Annotated in this window: 22 protein-coding genes; 19 read left to right on the forward strand and 3 right to left on the reverse strand. The window is 59.5% G+C overall.

From position 1 onward, the window contains the following. Positions 1–31: 31 nt before the first annotated feature. From ACP15S_RS01600 to ACP15S_RS01610, 3 genes are all read left to right on the forward strand, one after another. Positions 32–256 (forward strand): F0F1 ATP synthase subunit C, encoded by a 225-nt coding sequence (locus ACP15S_RS01600; RefSeq protein ID WP_425037812.1) that lies wholly within the window; start codon positions 32–34, stop codon positions 254–256. 93 nt (positions 257–349) lie between these two features. Further along, positions 350–901 (forward strand): F0F1 ATP synthase subunit B', encoded by a 552-nt coding sequence (locus ACP15S_RS01605; protein ID WP_425037814.1) that lies wholly within the window; start codon positions 350–352, stop codon positions 899–901. Between the two features lie 4 nt (positions 902–905). After that, positions 906–1,469, forward strand: coding sequence for a F0F1 ATP synthase subunit B (locus ACP15S_RS01610; RefSeq protein WP_425037815.1), 564 nt, complete (start codon positions 906–908; stop codon positions 1,467–1,469). Between the two features lie 73 nt (positions 1,470–1,542). On the opposite strand, the gene topA is transcribed toward ACP15S_RS01610, so the two are convergent. From topA to tldD, 3 genes are all read right to left on the reverse strand, one after another. Beyond that, positions 1,543–4,185, reverse strand: a complete 2,643-nt coding sequence (topA, locus tag ACP15S_RS01615; protein WP_425037816.1) for a type I DNA topoisomerase — start codon at positions 4,183–4,185, stop codon at positions 1,543–1,545. Between the two features lie 97 nt (positions 4,186–4,282). After that, positions 4,283–5,413, reverse strand: a complete 1,131-nt coding sequence (dprA, locus tag ACP15S_RS01620; RefSeq protein WP_425037818.1) for a DNA-processing protein DprA — start codon at positions 5,411–5,413, stop codon at positions 4,283–4,285. 84 nt (positions 5,414–5,497) lie between these two features. Continuing rightward, positions 5,498–6,919: a metalloprotease TldD gene (gene tldD, locus ACP15S_RS01625; protein WP_425037820.1), complete on the reverse strand. Its 1,422-nt coding sequence runs from the start codon at positions 6,917–6,919 to the stop codon at positions 5,498–5,500. A gap of 163 nt (positions 6,920–7,082) precedes the next feature. Here tldD and coxB point away from each other — a divergent pair, with 163 nt between their 5' ends. From coxB to fmt, 16 genes are all read left to right on the forward strand, one after another. Next, positions 7,083–7,937, forward strand: a complete 855-nt coding sequence (gene coxB, locus ACP15S_RS01630) for a cytochrome c oxidase subunit II (protein ID WP_425037822.1) — start codon at positions 7,083–7,085, stop codon at positions 7,935–7,937. 66 nt (positions 7,938–8,003) lie between these two features. Beyond that, entirely contained in the window at positions 8,004–8,942 is a 939-nt protein-coding gene (gene cyoE / locus ACP15S_RS01635; RefSeq protein WP_425037823.1) for a heme o synthase, read from the forward strand. Further along, entirely contained in the window at positions 8,939–9,100 is a 162-nt protein-coding gene (locus tag ACP15S_RS01640) for a cytochrome C oxidase assembly protein (protein WP_425037825.1), read from the forward strand. The genes cyoE and ACP15S_RS01640 overlap by 4 nt, the downstream gene beginning before the upstream one ends. Beyond that, complete coding sequence (locus ACP15S_RS01645; protein WP_425037827.1) at positions 9,100–9,678, forward strand: cytochrome c oxidase assembly protein; 579 nt, start codon at positions 9,100–9,102, stop codon at positions 9,676–9,678. Before ACP15S_RS01640 ends, ACP15S_RS01645 begins: the two co-directional genes overlap by 1 nt. 25 nt (positions 9,679–9,703) lie before the next feature. Beyond that, positions 9,704–10,543, forward strand: a complete 840-nt coding sequence (locus ACP15S_RS01650; RefSeq protein ID WP_425037828.1) for a cytochrome c oxidase subunit 3 — start codon at positions 9,704–9,706, stop codon at positions 10,541–10,543. A gap of 79 nt (positions 10,544–10,622) precedes the next feature. Beyond that, a complete protein-coding gene (locus tag ACP15S_RS01655; protein ID WP_425037830.1) occupies positions 10,623–11,294 on the forward strand; it encodes an SURF1 family protein in 672 nt (223 codons plus the stop codon). Positions 11,295–11,299: 5 nt separating this feature from the next. Then, the gene (gene thrC, locus ACP15S_RS01660; protein WP_425037832.1) at positions 11,300–12,688 is read left to right on the forward strand and encodes a threonine synthase; all 1,389 of its coding nucleotides are present in this window, start codon (positions 11,300–11,302) and stop codon (positions 12,686–12,688) included. Then, positions 12,685–13,947 (forward strand): M16 family metallopeptidase, encoded by a 1,263-nt coding sequence (locus ACP15S_RS01665; protein ID WP_425037833.1) that lies wholly within the window; start codon positions 12,685–12,687, stop codon positions 13,945–13,947. Before thrC ends, ACP15S_RS01665 begins: the two co-directional genes overlap by 4 nt. Continuing rightward, positions 13,947–14,531 (forward strand): GNAT family N-acetyltransferase, encoded by a 585-nt coding sequence (locus ACP15S_RS01670; protein ID WP_425037835.1) that lies wholly within the window; start codon positions 13,947–13,949, stop codon positions 14,529–14,531. The genes ACP15S_RS01665 and ACP15S_RS01670 overlap by 1 nt, the downstream gene beginning before the upstream one ends. Positions 14,532–14,611: 80 nt before the next feature. After that, positions 14,612–15,436: an MBL fold metallo-hydrolase gene (locus ACP15S_RS01675; RefSeq protein WP_425037836.1), complete on the forward strand. Its 825-nt coding sequence runs from the start codon at positions 14,612–14,614 to the stop codon at positions 15,434–15,436. Positions 15,437–15,488: 52 nt separating this feature from the next. Continuing rightward, positions 15,489–16,313 (forward strand): MBL fold metallo-hydrolase, encoded by an 825-nt coding sequence (locus tag ACP15S_RS01680; RefSeq protein ID WP_425037838.1) that lies wholly within the window; start codon positions 15,489–15,491, stop codon positions 16,311–16,313. Between the two features lies 1 nt (position 16,314). Further along, entirely contained in the window at positions 16,315–17,727 is a 1,413-nt protein-coding gene (locus tag ACP15S_RS01685) for an FAD-binding oxidoreductase (protein WP_425037840.1), read from the forward strand. A gap of 162 nt (positions 17,728–17,889) precedes the next feature. Beyond that, complete coding sequence (gene def / locus ACP15S_RS01690; RefSeq protein WP_425037842.1) at positions 17,890–18,414, forward strand: peptide deformylase; 525 nt, start codon at positions 17,890–17,892, stop codon at positions 18,412–18,414. Next, a complete protein-coding gene (def, locus tag ACP15S_RS01695; RefSeq protein WP_425037844.1) occupies positions 18,414–18,872 on the forward strand; it encodes a peptide deformylase in 459 nt (152 codons plus the stop codon). The genes def (ACP15S_RS01690) and def (ACP15S_RS01695) overlap by 1 nt, the downstream gene beginning before the upstream one ends. Next, positions 18,869–19,363, forward strand: coding sequence for a peptide deformylase (gene def / locus ACP15S_RS01700; RefSeq protein ID WP_425037846.1), 495 nt, complete (start codon positions 18,869–18,871; stop codon positions 19,361–19,363). Before def (ACP15S_RS01695) ends, def (ACP15S_RS01700) begins: the two co-directional genes overlap by 4 nt. Then, on the forward strand, positions 19,360–20,289 hold the full coding sequence (gene fmt, locus ACP15S_RS01705) for a methionyl-tRNA formyltransferase (protein ID WP_425037848.1): 930 nt from the start codon (positions 19,360–19,362) through the stop codon (positions 20,287–20,289). The genes def (ACP15S_RS01700) and fmt overlap by 4 nt, the downstream gene beginning before the upstream one ends. Position 20,290: the final 1 nt, after the last annotated feature.

The raw sequence follows: 20,290 nt of genomic DNA on the forward strand, positions 1-20,290 counted from the left end.
GCTAAACTTCCAATCGTAAGGAGATACCACCATGGAAGGTCAACTCGCACATATCGGCGCAGGTCTCGCAGCAATCGGTTCCGGCGCAGCCGCAATCGGTGTGGGCAATGTTGCTGGCAACTTCCTCGCCGGCGCGCTGCGCAACCCCTCGGCCGCTCCCGGCCAAACAGCTACTCTCTTCATCGGCATCGCCTTCGCCGAGGCTCTGGGCATCTTCGCCTTCCTCGTCGCGCTGCTGCTGATGTTTGCCGTCTAAGCTAGAGCTTACGGATCCTTACGTTGGGCGGGCCAGCCATCTGGTCCGCCCGTGTAAACCCAAAAGTCTCAGTAAGTTCTGACGGAGGACATCATGGCAACCGAGCCATATCAGGAAGAGCTCGCAGGCGCATGCGTCGGCCCGAATGGGTCCGCGATTGGCATGCCCCAGCTCTGCGTCGATTGGATGGGCAACCAGGTTTTCTGGCTTGTCATCACGCTGATCGTGATCTTTTTTGTCCTGTCACGGGTTGCCTTGCCGCGTATCGCGGCGGTGCTGGCCGAACGTCAGGGCACGATTACAAACGACCTGTCCCAGGCTGAAGAGCTGAAGCGTCAGGCGGAAGAGGCCGAAGCGGCCTACAACAAGGCGCTGGCGGATGCCCGTGCCGAAGCACAGAATATTGTCGCTGAAACCCGCGCGGAAATCGCGGCGGATTTGCAAGCGGCGACGGACAAGGCAGACGCTGAGATCGCAGCAAAGGCAGCCGAGTCCGAGAAAGCCATCGCTGACATTCGCGCCTCCGCCATGGAGAACGTCTCAGTGGTCGCAAAAGATACGGCGGCAGCCATCATCGAAGCGCTTGGCGGTAAAGCTGACGCAAAGGCCATCGATGCGGCCGTGGCTGCCAAGGTGAAGGGGTAACAAGATGCGCGTATTGACGACATTGGCGCTCATCGCCGCTGCCGGGCCCGCTTTGGCCGCCGGCAAGGACAAGCCCTTCTTCTCGTTGGCCAACACGGACTTTGTGGTCCTGATCGGTTTCCTGCTTTTCGTGGGCGTCCTGCTGTACTTCAAAGTCTTCCCGACCTTGGGCGGCATGCTCGACAAACGGGCCGAAGGGATCCGCAACGATCTCGACGAAGCCCGCGCGATCCGCGAGGAAGCGCAAACCCTGCTGGCGTCGTATGAGCGCAAGCAGCAAGAAGTTCAGGAACAGGCGGATCGCATTGTAGCCGCCGCCAAGTCCGAAGCTTCCGCCGCGGCAGAGCAGGCCAAGGAAGATCTGAAAGCCTCCATCGCGCGCCGTTTGGCCGCTGCGGAAGAGCAATTGGCCTCGGCTGAAGCGTCTGCCGTAAAGGATGTTCGCGACACAGCCGCAACCATTGCCGTTGCTGCCGCTCAGGAGGTTGTTGCAGGCCAGCTGACCGCCAAAGATGGTGCAGCCCTGATTGACGATGCGATCCAGCACGTGGGTGCTCGGCTTCAGTAAGACAGAATTCAGTTTCTCAAGAAAAAGGCCCGGGCGATGCGTCCGGGCCTTTTTTCGTGGGGCGGAGAAAAGATCAGCTGTCCTTGGCCGCAGGCTTCTTTTTGGCCGCAGGCTTCTTCTTTGCCGCCGGCTTTTTCTTGGGTGCCGCTTTCTTGCGTCCGCCTTTCTTGGCGGCTTTCTCGGCAATCAGCGCCGTCGCCATTTCCACGGTCACGTCCTCAGGCTTCACATCCTTGGGAAGCGTTGCGTTGACCTTTTCCCATTTGATGTAGGCCCCGTAGCGGCCATCCATGATATTGATCGGACCGCCATCATCGGGATGCTCACCCAGTTCGCGCAACGGCTTGGCCGCGGCACCACCGCCGCGGCGACCCGGATTCGCGCGCTTTTCCGCCAGAAGTTCAACGGCACGGTTCATGCCCACCTCGAACACATCGTTCGGATCCTTGAGATTGGCGTAGACAGGCTTCGCGTCTTCGGGCCCTTGGTGCATGATATACGGCCCAAAGCGACCGAAGTTTGACTTGATCATGCCGCCCTCGGGATGCTCCCCGATTTCCCGGGGCAAGCTGAGCAAGGTGAGCGCCTTGGCGAGGTCCATGTCATCCTTGGACCAACCGCGCGGCAAGGATGCGCGCGGGGGTTTCTTGTTCTCCGGCGTGGGTTCGCCGCGCTGCACATAGGGTCCAAAGCGGCCCGACTTCAGCCAAATCTCATCACCGCCGTCTTCGCCCAGAAGCCGCTCGTCACCATCTGCACCCTCACCCGCAATCGGGCGCGTGTAGGTGCATTCCGGATAATTTCCACAGCCGACGAAACCGCCCGTCTTGGACGTCTTGAGGTGAAGCTGTCCGTTTCCGCATTTCGGGCAGACGCGCGGGTCTGACCCATCCTCGCGGGGCGGATACAATTGCGGCGCAAGCGCGTCATCCAAAACATCAAGGACCTCAGAGATCCGCAGATCGGAGGCTTCTGTCACGGCGGCATGAAAATCGCGCCAGAACTTCTGCAACAATTCCTTGTAGTCGGCTTCACCCGCGCTGACATGATCAAGCTGGTCTTCGAGACCGGCGGTGAAATCATATTCCACATAGCGGCGGAAGAAGTTCATCAGGAAATGCGTGACGATCCGGCCTTTGTCTTCGGGGAAAAGCCGGTTCTTGTCCTTGCGAACGTATTCGCGGTCCTGAATCGTCGTCACAATGGAGGCATAGGTGGACGGGCGCCCGATCCCCAACTCTTCCATGCGCTTGACAAGGGTCGCCTCAGTATAGCGGGGCGGGGGTTGGGTATGGTGCTGCTGGGCCAGGACGGCCTCGTTTTCGGCCAGAACGGCTGCACCGTTTTCCTTGGCCTTCGCGGCATCTGCGCTCAAAGCGGCCCGGAATTTGGCCGGCTCGCCCTTGTCTATCTGGGGCAGGATGCGGTCATCGTCCTCGACAACATCATCCCGGCCTTCCTCGTAGACCTTCAAAAAGCCCTCAAAGAGGATCCGCTGGCCCGTCGCGCGCAGGCCCACCTGACCGTCCTCCGACAGGACATCGACAGTTGTCCGCTCCAGCTTCGCGCCTGCCATCTGACAGGCCATCGTCCGCTTCCAGATCAGATCGTAGAGCTTGCGTTGATCTGCGTCTTGCAGTTTGAGGTCCGTCGCATCGCGCATCATATCCGTTGGGCGGATACATTCATGGGCCTCTTGCGCGTTCTTGGCCTTGTTTTTGTAGACACGCGGGCTCTCGGGCACAAAATTCGCGCCATAGCGCTCCTTGATGGCGTCGCGCGTCCCGGCGACTGCCTCGGGCGCCATGTCGATCCCGTCGGTCCGCATATAGGTGATGTGGCCAGCCTCGTAGAGACGCTGAGCCGCGTTCATCGTTTGCCGCGCGCCCATGCCGAACTTGCGGCTGGCTTCCTGCTGAAGCGTGGATGTCATGAAAGGCGGCGAGGGGTTGCGGGAGGTCGGCTTGGCCTCAACGGAATCGACGCGCAACGTACGTGAGGTCACAGCCTGCACGGCCAGTTCAGCCGCAGTCGCGGTCTCGATGTCGTAGCGGTCCAGCTTTTTTCCGCCCAGGATCGTCAACCGGGCTTCATATCCTTGTCCGCGGGGCGTCTCAAACGCCGCCTTGACCGACCAGTATTCGCGCGGATTGAAGGCTTCGATCTCCATCTCGCGCTCAACGATAAGACGCAGGCAGACAGACTGGACGCGTCCAGCAGACCGTGCGCCCGGCAGTTTCCGCCACAGCACCGGCGACAGGTTGAAGCCCACAAGATAGTCCAACGCGCGTCGTGCCAGGTAAGCCTCGACCAAAGGCGCATCAATCTCGCGCGGATTCTGCATTGCTTCGGTGACGGCGGTCTTCGTGATCGCGTTGAAGACCACGCGGCTCACGGGCGTGTCTTTCTTGATCGCGCGCCGCTTGCGCAGGGCCTCCTCGAGGTGCCACGAGATGGCCTCTCCCTCGCGATCAGGGTCTGTTGCGAGAATCAGCGCGTTGTCATCTTTGAGCGCTTCGGCGATCGCGGAGACGTGCTTGCGCGAGTCATTGGCGATCTCCCATTTCATTTCGAAATCGGCCTCCGGATTGACGGACCCGTCCTTTGGAGGCAAATCGCGCACGTGGCCGTAAGACGCCAGCACAACATAGTCAGAGCCCAAATATTTGTTAATTGTCTTGGCTTTAGCCGGGGACTCAACAACAACGACTGGCATTAAGAGGGCCTCATAAATGGGTCAGTGACATGGCGCGTATGGCGGCGCAACATGTGGTACGCAAGAGGGAATTGTCAACGCGCGACCGGTTGTCCGTCTAGTTGAGACGACGCACGACACCGCCCGTTGCACGTTCGACATACCCTTCCAATTCAAGATCCGTGAGCTGTTCGGTGACCACATTTGCAGGCATGTCGAGGCTACGGATCAGCTGATCTTCGGCCATGGGGGCGGGGGCAAGTCGCGCGAGGATCTCGCCATGGAGCTGAGCCGTCTGGCGCAGATTTTGTTGCGGGGCAGGGGCCTCGATCGGGGGCGAGGTCGTATCGGGCGCCAGTGTGCTGAGGGCTTCGAGGATATCATCACTATGGCGCACCAGCTTCGCTCCATCCCGGATGAGCATGTTGCATCCTGCCGCTCGGGGCTCCATCGGATGTCCCGGCACAGCCAGAACCTCCCGCCCCTGATCCAGCGCATGACGCGCCGCAATGAGGGATCCTGATTTCGCAGCAGCCTCCACAACCACCATAGCTTGCGACAGGGCCGAGATGATTCTGTTGCGCAGCGGGAAATGGCGGGCAATTGGCGTCAGGCCGATGGGTTGCTCGGAAACGATCAGCCCATGGCTCGCGATATCTTCGCCCAGCCGCGTGTTCTCGGCTGGATAAAACACATCTACCCCTCCGGCAAAGACCGCGATTGTGCCCGTTTTCAGGGATGCGAGATGAGCGGCGGTATCAACCCCACGCGCCATACCAGAGACGATTGTAAAACCGGCACGCCCGAGATCATTGGCCAAAGCGCGTGACATGCGCGTGCCCAGAGACGACGCGTTGCGTGCGCCGACAAGTGCGATGGAGGCCGTTTGCGCAAGCTCGGTATTGCCGCGCATCCAGAGCATTGGCGGTGCGTCGTCTATCTCAGACATCTGATGTGGAAAGTCCGCTTCGCCTTGAAACACGAGCCGCGCGCCCAATCGTTCGCCGGCGCGGTATTCGCCCTCGGCGATCTGCATCGGGCAGGCGCGATATTCAAGAAGTCCTGCCGCGCGCGCGACATCGGGCAGCGCCTCGAGCGCAGCGCGCGCTGTGCCATGTTCCGAGAGGAGACGCTTGTAGGTTGAGACACCCACGCGGCGGGAACGCAAGAGGCGGAGCCGATCCAGCCGATCATCTTCCGAGGTGGGTGGGAGTAGGGGGTGAGTGGAAGAAACTGTTTCTTCGGTCATATCCGCTCCGCCAGCTTGCTCGAATAGACCTACCCCCAAGCTGGTTAACGTAGTGTGAACAGCCGTCCCTAATTTTCCCAAACGTCAGGCTGAGGCACCGCCCACAGTCAATCCTCCAATCATCACAGTGGGTTGGCCGACCCCCACCGGAACCCATTGACCTTGCTTGCCGCAATTTCCCATGCCGGGGTCCAGCGCCATATCGTTGCCAAGGGCGCGAATCTGTTTCAGTGCCGTAGCGCCATCGCCGATGAGTGTGGCCCCCTTTACCGGTGCCTCGATCTTGCCGTTGCGGACGCGGTAGGCCTCGGTGCAGGAGAAAACAAACTTGCCATTTGTGATGTCAACCTGCCCGCCGCCAAAGCCAACGGCGTAGATGCCATCTTTCAAGTCGGCAACAATGTCGTCCGGCGCAGTCTCTCCGCCCAACATATATGTGTTGGTCATCCGTGGCATCGGAATGTGCGCATAGCTCTCGCGCCGACCGTTGCCTGTCGGCTCAACTCCCATGAGCCGCGCATTCTGGCGATCTTGCATGAAGCCGACGAGAATGCCGTCCTCGATCAAGACATTCTTGCCCGAGGGCGTGCCTTCATCGTCGATTGAAATGGATCCGCGCCGGTCTGGAATGGTGCCGTCGTCCAGAACGGTCACGCCCCGTGCAGCGACCTGCTGGCCCATCAGCCCCGAAAAAGCAGAGCTGCCCTTGCGATTGAAATCGCCCTCAAGCCCGTGCCCGACAGCTTCGTGTAGCAGGATTCCCGGCCATCCCGGGCCCAGAACAATATCCATAACGCCGGCGGGTGCGGGTAGGGCCTCGAGATTGACGCAGGCAATGCGCAGAGCCTCGCGCGCCTTCGCCTGCCAATCTGCCGGATCGAGCAACCCATCCAGCCCGACGCGCCCGCCGCCACCGGACGTGCCGCTTTCGCGCCTGCCCTGATCTTCGACAATGATGGACACGTTGACGCGCGTCATGGGCCGGACATCGCGGGCCACGATCCCGTCAGGTCGCATGATCTCAACCTCCTGCAAAGAGGCGGCTATTGTTGCAGAGACCTGCACGACCCGTGGATCAAGGCCCCGTGCATATGCATCTATATCCCGCAGTGTCTCGACTTTGACAGGAAACGAGGCGTCGGAGATAGGGTCTTCATCAGAGTATAGCCGGGCATTCGTTGGTTTTGGCGCATCCGCAAGCACGCCGCCACCCGCTCCGACCGCCAATTGCGCGGTTTCAACGGCGCGCTTCAAGGCCGATTCGCTCAACTCCGATGAATGCGCATAGCCGGCCACTTCGCCGCGCACTGCGCGTAGTCCAAACCCTTCTGAGGCATCATAACTGGCCGTTTTGACCCGACCGTCGTCAAACACCAAAACCTCGGAGCGACGACGTTCGAGAAAGAGCTCACCATCGTCAGCGCCGTTCGTTGCAACTTGCAGGAGCGCCAGAGCCTTGTCGCGATCCAGCGCCGTTTCAAAAGGGCGAAATTGGGAGTCTGGCATCTTGCACCTCAGTTTTTGATCTAGATCAAAGTGTCGCGTCTGTTTGACGCGCCGGTTCCTCTTTATCTGGAGTTAAGAATATGGTTTTAACCCGGGGAGAGACAATGGGTGGTGCTCGCCAACCACCGAGGGAACCAACAAACGACCGATCAGGGTGTTTCGCATGCGACTTTTTTCGATTCTCGCGACGGCTTTCGCTGTCCTCGCCGCACTGCCAGCAGCAGCTCAATCTGTTGCAGGACAAGAACTTGAGGTGATCGGTGCGCCGGTTGATCGTGGAACAGGCTTCCAGCCCGCGGCCACGGAACTGGCGTCAGACCTGCAGTGGCTGGATGGCATGATTCTGGTCATCATCACTATCATCACGTTGTTTGTGGTCGCGCTTTTGGCGTGGTGCGTGGTGCGCTTCAATCGTCGGGCGAATCCAAACCCTTCGAGCTTCACGCACAATACGCCCGTTGAAATCGCATGGACTGTGATTCCAATCGCCATCCTTGTGCTGATCGGGGCCTATTCTTTGCCGGTTCTGTTCAAGCAACAGGAGATTCCTGAAGCCGACATCACAATCAAGGTGACGGGTTACCAGTGGTATTGGGGTTACGAGTACGTTGATCACGAGTTCGCTTTTGACAGCTTCATGCTGGATCGCACAGCGCTGGCCGACTACGGCTATTCCGATGATCTTTACCTGCTCGCGACCGACACAGCCGTTGTTGTTCCCGTGGGCAAGACCGTTGTGATGCAAGTCACCGCGGCGGACGTGATCCATTCCTGGACGATCCCTGCCTTCGGCGTGAAACAGGACGCCGTGCCGGGCCGCCTCGCAGAGCTCTGGTTCTCCGCTGAAAAGGAAGGTGTCTACTTCGGTCAGTGTTCCGAATTGTGCGGCAAGGACCATGCCTACATGCCGATTACGGTCAAAGTGGTAAGCGAGGAGACTTACGCTGCGTGGCTTGAGGGTGCCATCGAGGAATTCGCTGGCAAGGCCCAATCCTTCAACGTTGCGTCGGCCGATTAAGTGAACCTTTGGGCAGGGTCATTGAGCCCCACCCAAACCTGAACCCGACCGTATGGGGAGCCTGCGATGAGCGACGCCAGCTACACTCAAACAGTGGCCAAACATGGCGATGCTGAAATGGGCGATTACTTCGCTCTTTTGAAGCCGCGCGTGATGACCCTTGTGGTGTTCACGGCCTTCGTCGGTCTTCTGGCCGCGCCTGTGACAGTCCACCCGTTCATCGCATTCTGCGCCATTTTGTTCATTGCAATCGGCGGTGGCGCGTCCGGCGCGCTGAACATGTGGTGGGATGCTGATATTGATGCCATCATGAAGCGCACGGCTCGTAGGCCTATCCCTGCAGGGAAGGTCACCGAAGGCGAGGCGTTGGCGCTTGGCCTGGGTCTGTCCGGCTTCTCAGTGATGTTTCTTGGTCTGGCGACGAATTGGATGGCGGCCGGGTTGCTGGCGTTCACGATCTTCTTCTATGTTGTCGTATACACAATGTGGCTCAAGCGCTGGACGCCGCAGAACATCGTTATTGGCGGGGCCGCGGGTGCTTTTCCTCCGATGATTGGATGGGTTGCGGCGACAGGTAGCATTTCCATTGAAGCCGTGTTGATGTTTGCTTTGATCTTCATGTGGACGCCGCCGCATTTCTGGGCGTTGGCGCTCTTTATGCGCTCGGACTACGACGACGCAGGCGTGCCGATGCTGACAGTAACCCACGGGCGACGCGCCACCCGTATTCATATTCTTGTCTATACGGTTTTGTTGGCGGTTCTGGCCCTCGCGATGGGTTTCACTAGCGCAGGTGGCCCAGTCTATTTGGTGGCGGCGGTTATTTTGAATGCCCTTTTCCTCAAGGGGGCATACGACATCTGGCGCCGTGACGAGGTTGTGTCGGAGACTGACAATTTCGCGGTCGAAAAGAAGTTTTTCAAATTGTCTCTTGCTTATCTGTTCCTGCACTTTGGCGCGATCCTGATCGACGCCTTTCTGACGCGGGTTGGGATGTGGCCATGAGTTTTTCTCGTGAACATGAGCTCCACCAGAGGCGGCGCGGCCGAAATGTCGGCGTTGCGCTGCTTCTTGTGTCGCTCATCGGAATCGTCCTGGGCTTGACCGTGGTCAAGGTGACATCGGGCGGTTTCGAGGCGGTTGTGACCGGGGAGGATTACTGATGTTTGGATTGACTGGGAAAAACAGGACCGCTGCGCAAGCGGTCAGTGTGGTGCTCTTCATGGGTGCTTTGGCTTGGGCTTCGGTCCCGCTTTACGACTGGTTTTGCCGTGTGACAGGCTACGGCGGCGCAACCAATGTTGCGGAAACGGGCAGCGATGTCATCCTCGACCAAACCATCAAAGTCAGGTTTGACGCCTCCAAAGAACGAGACTTTCCGTGGGAATTCCGCCCGATGCAGCGGGAAATGGAAATCCGGATCGGTGAGACCGGTTTGGCGTTCTACGAAGCCTATAATCCGACGGATCGCCCGATTGCGGGATCTTCAAGCTATAACGTTGCGCCTTTTGACGCGGGTAGCTTCTTTGTGAAAATCGCGTGCTTCTGCTTTGAGGAACAGGTCTTGCAGCCGGGTGAGCGTGTCGAGATGCCCGTAACCTTTTATGTTGATCCGGAAATCGTCACGGATCGAGATGCGAAGCACGCTAAACACATCACGCTGAGCTACACATTCTACGAAATCGACCTGCCGGAAGACATTGCCGCAGTCGAGCTTGATAACGAAAAAAACACGAACTGAACTGAGCCACGAGGGAACAACACACATGGCCCATGTCAAAAACCACGACTATCACATTCTGAACCCCTCCGTCTGGCCATTGCTTGGCGCGGTGGCTGCGTTCTTCATGCTCTTTGGGGCCGTCGCCTGGATGGCGGGAGGAATAACCATCCTGTTTGAGGCGGTCGAGATCTCCGGTCCATGGCTGTTCCTCATCGGCTTTGTGGCCGTGCTGTACGTCATGTTCGGCTGGTGGGCGGATGTTGTCGCCGAGAGCCACGTCGGCGATCACACGCCGGTTGTGAGAATTGGTCTGAAGTACGGCTTCATTCTCTTTATCATGTCCGAAGTCATGTTCTTCTTTGCGTGGTTCTGGAGCTTCTTCAAGCACGCGCTCTATCCGATGCACCCGGAAGGTTTGAGCCCCGCGATTGATGGCGTTTGGCCACCCGCAGGCATAGAAACGTTTGACCCTTGGCATTTGCCCCTGATCAACACATTGATCCTGCTGTGTTCGGGCGCAGCCGCAACATGGGCACACCATGCTCTGGTTCACGAGGACAACCGGGATGACATGAAATGGGGTCTGATTCTGGCCATCGTGCTGGGCGTTATCTTCACCGGGTTCCAAGCTTATGAATATACGCATGCGGGCTTCGGGTTCGCTGGCAATATTTATGGCGCAAACTTCTTCATGGCGACTGGATTTCACGGCGTCCACGTCATAATTGGCACGATCTTCCTGTTTGTCTGCTTGTTGCGTCTGATGCGGGGGCACTTCACGCAAGACAAACACATCGGCTTTGAGGCCGCTGCTTGGTATTGGCACTTTGTTGATGTTGTCTGGCTATTCCTGTTTGCCTCGATCTACATCTGGGGCGCTTGAACCCGAGTGCACTGAAGTATTAGAACGCGCGCGGGCCTCTTTTCGAGGCCCGCGCTTTTTCTGATAAGCGACGGGAATGATGAGCCGCATTTTATATCCACTTCTGTTTGGTCTGATCGGGGCGGGTATCCTGGTGTCTTTGGGCGTTTGGCAAATCCAGAGACTGGCTTGGAAAGAAGAAGTTCTTGCGCGCATTGAGGCCCGTATCTCAGGCGCGCCGATTGAGCTTCCAACCGAACCGGACCCTGAAGAGCATCGTTATGCGCCTGTTGCGCTCACCGGGGAGGTTGGCGCTGATGAGCTCTATGTCCTGACATCGCGCAAACGTGTCGGCGCAGGACATCTCGTGATTTCACCTTTCACCACGGAAGACGGACGCACCATATTGCTGGACCGCGGTTTCGTGAGGACAGACCAGCGTGATGAAATCAGACCAACCGGCCCCGCATCAATCCGCGGCCATATCAACTGGCCTGATGATCGCACGTCTTCTACACCCGACAACGATGTGGGCGGGAACATCTGGTTTGCGCGTGACGTGGCGGCGATGGCCGAGGCGCTGAAAACCGAACCGCTCATGGTTATACTCGCGCAATCAGATACAGATTTGGGGACGACCCCGCTGGCTGTCGATACGGCCAATATCCCGAATGATCACCTCAACTACGCCATCACATGGTTTTCACTTGCCGCGATTTGGCTGGTGATGACCGGCTTTTTCATTACCCGTGTTCTCAAACGAGAGGCCTGACAAGCATGCAATACATCTCCACACGAGGTCAGGCGCCGGCGCTTGAATTTGAAGACGCGATGCTCTCAGGGCTTGCACGGGACGGTGGATTGTATGTGCCCGAAACGATCCCGCAGATGTCCGCCGACGACATGCGCAGCCTCCAAGGTATGTCTTATGAAGAAACAGCGTTCCGGGTGATGCGGCCCTTCGTTGGATCAACGCTTGATGACGAAACTTTCCGCGATCTGATCCAAAACGCCTATGCTGGCTTTGGCCATGCCGCTCGGGCTCCGCTGGTTCAACTGGCGCCCAATCATTTCCTGCTGGAATTGTTCCACGGACCGACGCTCGCGTTCAAAGACTTCGCAATGCAGTTGATCGGGCAATTGTTCCAGGAAGCGCTGGGTCGGCGCGGCGAGCGGGTGACAATCGTCGGCGCAACGTCCGGTGACACGGGCTCCGCCGCGATTGAAGCCTTCCGTGGGCTGGAAAACGTGGATGTCTTCATTCTCTATCCCCACGGCCGCGTGTCGGAAGTTCAGCGCCGCCAAATGACGACGCCAAGCGAAGGCAATGTGCATGCGCTGGCCATCGACGGCACGTTTGATGATGCCCAGGCGCGCCTGAAGGATATGTTCAACGATCACGCCTTCCGCGACGACGTGCGGCTGGCGGGTGTCAATTCGATCAATTGGGCGCGGGTTCTGGCGCAGGTCGTATATTATTTCTCTTCTGCGGCCTCGCTGGGCGCGCCTGACCGAAGCGTCAGTTTCACTGTGCCGACAGGCAATTTTGGTGACATCTTCGCGGGCTATATTGCCAAGCGCATGGGGCTGCCGATTGATAAGCTGATCGTGGCGACGAACCAGAACGACATTCTGCATCGTTGCCTGAGCACCGGGGCCTATCAAAAGGGCGATGTCCTGCCATCGATCAGCCCCTCCATGGATATTCAGGTCAGCTCAAATTTCGAACGCGCGTTGTTTGACGTTTATGATCGCGACGGCGGTGCGATCCGGCAACTGATGGATGAGTTGCAAACCGGGGGCTTTGCTGTCAGCCAGGGCGCATTGGAGCGCTTGCAGGATACGTTTTCCTCTGGTCGTGTCTCGGAAGCTGAAACGCTGGCCATGATCGCACGGGCCCATCGGGAGATGGGAGAGCTTCTCTGCCCCCATTCCGCGATTGGAGTCGAGGTGGCTGAGACACAGCGGGATGCTTCAATCCCTATGATCACGCTGGCCACGGCCCATCCAGCGAAATTCCCGGCAGCTGTCGAGCAAGCCAGCGGCATTCACCCGCCACTTCCAAATCGCATGTCGGACCTTTATGAGCGTCCCGAGCGCGTGACTCGGATCGCCAATGATCTGCAGGCGCTTCAAGAACACATTCGGGAGACGCGACGCTCGTGACGGTGGAATTGCAACGGCTGTCTAACGGCCTTCGGATCGTGACTGAACATATGCCCGGGTTGGAATCTGCCTCCGTGGGCCTGTGGGTTGCGGCAGGCGGGCGCAATGAGCGGCCAGAGCAAAATGGCATTGCCCATTTTCTCGAACACATGGCGTTCAAGGGCACAAAGACCCGCAGCGCTCTGCAAATCGCGGAAGCGATCGAGGATGTGGGTGGCTACATCAATGCCTACACCTCCCGGGAAGTCACGGCGTATTACGCCCGCGTGCTGCGCAACGATGTGTCGCTCGCAGTTGATGTCCTGGCGGATATTCTGCTCAATCCGGTCTTTCATGCGCGCGAGATCGAAGTTGAGCGTGGGGTCATTCTTCAGGAGATTGGCCAGGCGCTGGATACGCCGGACGATGTGATCTTCGATTGGTTGCAGGATGTGGCGTATCCGGATCAACCTCTGGGTCGCACCATACTGGGGCCGGCGGAACGGATCAAAGCGTTCCAGCGCGATGATCTCGCGACCTTCGTTCAGGAACACTACGGCCCGGACCAGATGATCCTGTCAGCCGCAGGTGCCGTGGATCATGCGGCACTTGTCCGGCAGGCCGAGGCGCTTTTTGGCCATTTGCCTGCACGCGGAACAACGGAGCATGTCGAGGCACGCTTTGGCGGCGGCGACGTGCGCCGCGAAAAGGCGCTGGAGCAGGCCCATGTGGCGCTGGCCTTTGAAGGGCCGGGATATCGCGACGATGATATCTATGTGAGCCAGGTCTATTCCGTCGCGCTTGGCGGTGGGATGTCGTCGCGCCTGTTTCAGGAGATCCGCGAGAAGCGCGGGCTCTGTTATACGATTTTTTCGCAGGCAGGAGCCTATGCAGACACCGGGTTGACGACGATCTATGCTGGCACGGGCGGGGACGAAGTTCCTGAATTGCTCCGGCTTACGCTCGACGAGATTTCGCGATCCGCTGATGATATGAGCCTTGCCGAGGTTGAGCGCGCCCGTGCGCAAATGAAGGCAGGGCTCTTGATGGGGCTCGAAAGCCCGTCTTCGCGCGCCGAGCGTTTGGCGCGTTTGCTGCAAATCTGGGATCGCATTCCGGAGATTTCCGAGACAGTGGAGCGCATTGATGCGGTAGATGTGGCGCGCGTGCGTGCGTTTGCCGCCCATGTCGCGCAACAGGCCCCTGCCGCGCTCGCGCTCTATGGGCCTATCGAGACAGCCCCTTCGCTTGAGGCGTTGGGCCTGCATCGCGCGGCCTGATGCTTCTGTCGCGGCGCAAAACAAAGCTCGAAACCGAGCGATTGACGATGCGGCCGCCAATGCACAGCGATTTCCGGGCGTGGACGGGTCTGCGCGCCGAAAGCCGCGATTACCTCACTCATTGGGAACCGACCTGGGCGCAAGACCACCTGTCGCGCAAGAGCTTTACCAACCGCGTCTACTGGGCGAGCCGCGCCGTTAGCCAGGGCTCCGCCTTGCCGCTTTTTCTGATCCGCAGGCAAGATCAGGCTTTGGTAGGTGCGATCACGCTCGACAATGTCCGCCGCGGCCCTGCGCAATCGGGCACTTTGGGCTATTGGACTGGCGCGCCCTTCGCACGTCAGGGTTATATGTCCGAGGCCATTGCCGCGCTCGTGCATCACGCTTTCACCCGCATGGACCTGAGCCGCATTGAGGCGGCGTGCTTGCCTGAGAATGCCGCATCGCGCGGGCTCTTGGAAAAGAGCGGCTTCAAATATGAAGGCGTCGCGCAATCCTATCTGCAAATCAATGGCCGCTGGCGCACCCATGTTTTGTATGCGGCATTGCGCATGGACCGGCGTGGCAAGAGCGACGCGGGCTAAGCCCACACGTGGTCTCTTAAACAGAAAATCTTCGCCCTTCGTGAGTGCGGTACTATGTCGCACGGGAAGAGGTGAAGATCATGCGTCGTTTTCTTTTCGGACTTTTGTGCTGCCTGCCGTTTTTTGCCGAGGCACAGGAACACAGGTTTAGCCATTGTCTGGCCATTGCGGAGGCCGCGCCGGGTCTGACCTATTTGCACAAGGCAAGCCTGCCGCAGATCGAGGAAGACTATGCGGTGCGGCTGCATTTGCTGGGCCACGCGTCATTTCTGGTGCAAACGCAGGGCGGTCAAACGGCGGTCACGGACTACAGCGGTCATCAAGGTGCTGGCGTGTTTGTCCCGGACATTGTGACGATGAACAACATCCATCGCGGCCATTGGACCCCCAACCCCGATCCGGCAATTGCCCATGTGCTGCAAGGCTGGGGCGAGACCAAGGGCGCTGGCGTCCAGCACTACGTGAACCTCGGCGAATTGGTTGTGCGCAACGTGCCGACGGATATCGTCTCCGCCTCCCTGGGCCGGACCGAGAATGCCAATTCGATTTTCGTGTTTGAAGCCGAGGGCCTGTGCATCGGGCATCTGGGGCACCTGCACCACGAACCGGACGCTCAGCAATACGCCGCGTTGGGTCGGCTGGATGTGGCCATGGTGCCTGTCGGCGATGGCTACACCTTGCCCCAGGACGACATGGTCAGGATGCTGGAGCGGCTCAATACCAAGCTGATCTTGCCCATGCATTGGTTCAATGAGGCCCATCTGATCAACTTCCTCTCTGATCTGGCGGGAGATTTTGCCATAGATCGGCGCGATAGCTCAGCCCTTGAAGTGTCCCTGCGGACGCTGCCCGAGGAGCCTACGATTGTTGTGTTGACGCCTGATCCTCTGAACGAAGACAGCTGATCCTCGCCGCAACAGCCGCCCGCGCTAGCTATCTCGCAGGGAGGATTTGCTCATGAAGTTTCTCTTTGTCGTTCTGCTGATCTGTGCGGCCGGAATGGTGCAGGCGCAGGAGCGCAGGCCCAGCCATTGCATCGCGATTGCCGATGCCGCGCCCGGCCTGGAATATGTCCATAGAGCCAGCTGGCGCGCACCCGTCGGGCAATATTCCGTGCGGCTGCACTATATTTCTCACGCGTCGTTCCTCTTGCAGACCCATGGTGGCCTGACGGCCGTGACGGATTTCACGGGCTTTATCGGCAATACGCAGCTGATCCCGGATGTCGTGACCATGAACCACGCCCACTCGACCCATTGGACGCCGAACCCCGATCCGGCCATTCCCCATGTCTTGCGTGGTTGGGGGGAGGAGTTTGGCGCAGGTATCGAGCACTACCTCGATCTGGGCGAGATGGTTGTCCGCAACGTCTCGACCGATATCCGCTCACAATTCTCAGGAATGGAGACCAAGGGCAACTCGATCTTTGTGTTCGAAGTGGAAGGACTGTGCATTGGGCATTTGGGGCACCTGCACCATGAGCCAGACGAGACGCAATACGCGGCGTTGGGCCGGTTGGATGTTGTCATGGCGCCGGTTGATGGCGGCTACACGCTGCCGCAACCGGTCATGATCAATATCCTCCAACGCCTGCGCTCTTCGCTCGTGGTGCCTATGCACTGGTTCTCGGACGCGGGCCTGCAGACCTTCCTGTCGGGCATGGCGGGCGAATTTGCGATCGAGCGGCCCGACGCGCCATCGCTTGAAGTATCTCTCGCGACCTTGCCCTCGCGGCCAACGGTTGTAGTCTTGCGGCCTGCGTGGTTGCGAGATGAGGACTGACATGGGTTTGGCACCGGCTGATGCAGCGTTTGCGAAGGGTCTGACAGAGACGCTTGGGGAGGGTATTCTCTCACAAGCCGAGCCGCGCTATCTCGAAGAACCGCGCGGGCGTTATGCCGGGCAAAGCGCGCTTCTGGCGCGGCCGCGCAACACACAGGATGTGTCTCGCATCGTGACGGCATGTGCCGCGGCGCATGTCGCGGTGCTGCCTTATGGCGGCGGGACCGGGCTTGTCGGTGGGCAGGTGGCGCCGGATGGGCCCGCGCCCGTGATCCTTTCGCTGGAGCGGATGCGGCAGGTGCGCGGCGTCTATCCGCGCGAAAACATCATGATTGTCGAGGCAGGGGCGACATTGGCTGAAGTTCAGCAGGCCGCGCGCGAGGTGGACCGGCTGTTCCCGCTGTCGCTGGCTTCGGAGGGCACAGCCCGTATCGGCGGCTGTCTGTCGACCAATGCAGGCGGCGTGAACGTGCTGCGCTACGGCAATGCGCGCGATCTTTGTCTCGGGCTCGAGGCGGTCCTGCCGGATGGCACGATCTGGCATGGGACCAAACGCCTGCGCAAAGACAATTCGGGGTATGACCTCAAGCATCTTCTCATGGGGGCCGAGGGCACTTTGGGGGTCATTACAGCGGCGAGCCTGCGGCTGTCGCCCATTCCTGCGGAACAGGGAACGGCGCTCTTTTCCGTTCCCGGGCCTGAGGCGGCGCTGGATCTTCTGGCGCTGGCGCGCGACCAGCTGGGCGAAGGGGTCAGTGCGTTTGAGCTGATCCACCGGCAGGGGTTCGATTTTCTGGGCGCGGTCGGGCCTGACATCGCAATGCCCTTTGAGACGTTGCCGGACTGGATGGTCCTGATCGAGCTGGGATTGCCCAAAGGGCTCGATCCGCAAGATGCGCTGGCCCATCTTTTTGCGACAGCCGAAGCCAAGGGCCTGACGGCAGATGGCGTGATCGCGCAATCACAAGCGCAACGCGATGCCTTCTGGCATATCCGCGAGTCCATTCCCGAAGCCAACCGGCGCATTGGCGCGGTCAGCTCGCATGATATTTCCGTGCCTATGGAGACGATCCCCACATTCATCACCCGTGGCGGCGAGGCACTGGCCGCAATCGGAGATTTCCGGATCAATTGCTTTGGCCACGTGGGCGATGGCAATCTGCATTACAACGTCTTCCCGCAGCCCGGGCGCAGCCGCGCGGATCATGAAAACAGCCGCGATGCCATCAAGCGCGCTTTGCATGACATTGTGCATGACCTGGGCGGCTCGGTCAGCGCGGAGCACGGGATCGGGCGGCTCAAGGTGGCGGATCTCGAGCGCTATGGCGACCCGGCCAAGCTGGCGGCCATGCGCGCCATAAAGGCTGCGCTTGACCCGGCGGGGATCATGAACCCTGGTGCTGTTCTGGCCTAGGTGCGAGGCACGCCTCGCGCTTTATGGATGGCGCGGCCAAGGCCGCGCCGGATTGGGGGCTCGGCCCCCAGGTCGCGCGTACCGCGCAACCTCCCCCGGAGTTTAGGGGCAAGATGAAGGGCCACGTTGCACTTTCGCTGGCCCTGTCCTAGATCATGGGGCATGAAACGTCCTATTCTCATCCATCCCGATCCGCGATTGAAGAAGGTTTGTGCACCTGTCGATGATCTATCCGACGCGTTGCGCAGCTTGGCCCAGGACATGCTGTCGACCATGTATGATGCGCCGGGCATTGGTTTGGCTGCGCCGCAGATCGGTGTGATGTCGCGCCTGATCGTTCTGGATTGCGTTAAGGAAGACGGTGCGGCGCCTCGGCCTCTGGCGATGTTTAATCCTGAGATTATTGCGTCTTCTGATGAGTTGAACACGTATGAGGAAGGCTGTCTGTCGATCCCGGATCAATATGCGGATGTCACGCGGCCAGCGGAGGTTGATGTTGCGTGGATTGATGAGAACGGCAATGCACAGCGCGAGCATTTCGATGGTCTTTGGGCAACCTGTGTGCAGCATGAGATTGACCATTTGAATGGCAAGCTTTTTATCGATTACCTCAAGCCCCTCAAGCGCCAGATGATCACGCGAAAGATGGTCAAATTCAAGAAAGAGCGCGCACGGGAGCGCGCTTGATGACGCTCAGCCTCGTTTTGGCGCCTGACCCTATTCTGCGTCAGATTTGCGCGCCTTTGAATTTTGCAGAGGGCGCGTGGGGCGAGGTGGCGTTTGAGATGCTGCGCGTGATGTATCAGGCCAAGGGACGTGGCCTTGCTGCGCCACAGGTCGGGCTCAATGTGCGTTTGTTTGTCATGGACAGCCAATGGAAGAGCGCGTGTCCGATCCCGCGTGTCTTTTGTAACCCTGAAATAGTTGTGGCGTCTGAGCGATTGGTGACGCAGGAGGAAGGCTGTTTGTCGCTTCCCGATCAACCTATGCCAGTCGCGCGGCCCGCCTGGGTGCGCATGCGGTGGCAGGATCTTGGAGGTGCGTGGCATGACGCACGGTTTGAGGGGTTTGAGGCTGCCTGCGTACAACACGAGCGCGACCATCTCGATGGCATCCTGATCACGGATTACGAGGCCGCCGCATGAGCCCGCGCCCGATCCTGCAATGGCCAGACAAGCGCTTGCGCGCCAAGGCTGCTCCCGTGGAAGCGATTTCTGATGAGACGCGCGCCATTTGGGATGAAATGATCGCTGTCATGGAGGCCATGCCGGGGCTCGGACTTGCTGCGCCACAATTGGGCATCCTGCAGCGGCTTGCCGTCGTGGATGCGTCTGACGACCGGGGCCGCGTCGTGCGCATGGCGAACCCGGAGGTGCTGCACGCCTCCGTCGAGTTTCGAGATCATGAGGAGGCCAGCCCTTGCCTGCCCGGTGTCTGGGCCAAGATCTCGCGCCCGCGCGCCGTGACCGTGCGGTTCATGGATGAGAGGGGCACGATCCGCGAACAGGATTTCGTACATCTTTGGGCCACATCGGTGCAGCATCAGATCGATCACCTGAATGGCAAGATGTATTTCGATCACCTCAGTAAGATGAAGCGCGAGATGCTGATCAAGAAGGCAAGGAAGCAGAAATGAAGATTGTCTTCATGGGCTCGCCCGATTTTTCGGTGCCTGTGCTTGAGGCATTGGTTCATGCAGGCCACGAAATCGCCTGCGTTTATTGTCAGCCACCGCGGCCCGCAGGGCGGGGCAAGAAGGACCGGCCCACGGCTGTTCATGCCCGCGCGGAGGCGTTGGGCCTCGCGGTGCGCCATCCGGTGTCGTTGCGCGATGAAGCCGCACAAGCGGAATTCGCCGCGCTTGAGGCGGATGTGGCGGTTGTGGTGGCCTACGGGTTGATCCTGCCGCAGGCGGTGCTGGATGCGCCGCGCTACGGGTGTCTCAATATACACGCGTCGCTTTTGCCGCGCTGGCGCGGGGCGGCGCCGATACATCGCGCGATCCTGGCGGGCGATTTGGAGACCGGGGTGTGTATCATGCAGATGGAAGCAGGTCTGGACACCGGGCCCGTTTTGCTGCGCGAGAGCACTGAAATCACCGCTCAGGACACGACGGCCCGTTTGCATGACAGGCTCTCGGAGATGGGCGCGCGGTTGATCGTGGAGGCGCTGCAAGACCTGGACGCATTGACGCCTGTGCCGCAAAGCGCAGAGGGCGTCACCTATGCCGAAAAGATCACCAAGGACGAAGCGCAACTGGACTGGCGCAAACCTGCGGCGGAGATCGACCGGCAAATCCGTGGTCTGAGCCCCTTTCCTGGCGCATGGACGTTGCACGGGGGCGAGACGCGGATCAAATGCCTCATGTCGCGCGAGGCTGAGGCCAGCGGCGCGCCCGGTGAGATCGTGTCCCTCAACCCATTGACCATCGCCTGCGGAGAGGGGAGCGTCGTTCTCGAAAGCCTGCAGCGCGCGGGCAAAGGGGCGCAGACAGCAGAGGTCTTTTTGCGGGGATACCCGTTGCAAAGAGGCGATGTTCTGGGTGGCAAAGGAGGCGCGTGAG

Origin of the sequence: Primorskyibacter sp. S187A (assembly GCF_049800955.1) — a bacterium.
Taxonomy (GTDB): Bacteria; Pseudomonadota; Alphaproteobacteria; order Rhodobacterales; family Rhodobacteraceae; genus JAKVBH01.